1 protein-coding gene is annotated in these 1,096 nt (G+C 71.9%); it reads left to right on the top strand.

Translation table 11 applies throughout. The annotated features are described in order from the left end of the window. Positions 1 to 210: 210 nt before the first annotated feature. The gene (locus ACSNOK_RS33180; RefSeq protein ID WP_436784499.1) at positions 211 to 963 is read left to right on the top strand and encodes an MBL fold metallo-hydrolase; all 753 of its coding nucleotides are present in this window, start codon (positions 211 to 213) and stop codon (positions 961 to 963) included. Positions 964 to 1,096: the final 133 nt, after the last annotated feature.

Genomic DNA, 1,096 nt, shown 5'->3' with positions numbered 1-1,096 from the left:
TGTGTATAAGAGACACCCCAGAGGCGCGGGCGGGGTCTCGTGCGCTCCGGCGCGCCTCTTCCCGCCGGGCGGCTTCCCGCGGCGTCCGTCCTGGTGATTCCAGCCACAGACCCGGCCGACGATGGAGCGGCCGCTCGGTTCCCGCCTTACCCTCGACGCACCGCACGGTCACCGGCCCCCCGTCACCGGCCCACGGAGGTTCAGGCCCGCATGAAGCTCACCGTCGTCGGATGCGCGGGCTCGTTCCCGTCCACGGAATCCGCCTGTTCCAGCTATCTGGTGGAGGCCGACGGCTACCGGCTGCTCCTCGACATGGGCAATGGCTCCCTGGGCGAGCTCCAGCGTCACATCGGCCTCTACGACCTCGACGCCGTGCTGCTGTCCCATCTCCACCCCGACCACTGCATCGACATGTGCGGCTACTTCGTCGCCCGCTACTACCGGCACGACGGCGGCCGGGCCGGCACCCTCCCCGTATACGGCCCCGAGGGCACCGAACAGCGGCTGCTCACCGCCTACGGCGACGTGCCGCACCCCGCCTGCATGAGCGAGGTCTTCGACTTCCGCACCCTGGAGCCCGGCGGCTTCTCCGCCGGCCCGTTCACCGTCTTCACCGACCGCGTCAACCATCCCGTCGAGGCGTTCGCCTTCCGGGTGGAACACGGCGGCTCCGCCCTCGTCTACTCCGGTGACACCGGCCCCTGCGAGGCTCTCAACTCCCTCGCCAAGGACGCCGACCTGCTGCTCTGCGAGGCATCCTTCACCCACGGCAAGGAGGACATCCCCGACCTCCACCTCAACGGCCTGGAGGCCGGCCGGCTCGCCACCGACGCCCGCGTCGGCCGCCTCGTCCTCACCCACATCCCCCCGTGGACCGACCCCCTGCGCAACCTGCGCGACGCCCGCTCGGTCTACGAGGGCCCGGCGGAGCTCGCCCACGCGGGGGCGGTGTACGAGTTCTAGGGCGCCCGGCTCGGCCCGTCCGGCGCTGGAGGGCGACCGCGCGGGGTGGGGGGGCCGGCCCCGGACGGTTCCGTGCTCGTCCTGGATCTCGGTGTGGCCTACGTCATGGATGCCGACACCACCCGCCTCACCC

It is taken from the genome of Streptomyces sp. URMC 126 (genome assembly GCF_051386555.1).
Classification (GTDB): domain Bacteria; phylum Actinomycetota; class Actinomycetes; order Streptomycetales; family Streptomycetaceae; genus Streptomyces.
The sequence above is the reverse complement of the archived record's forward strand: the minus strand, read 5'-3'. Positions and strand labels throughout refer to the sequence as shown.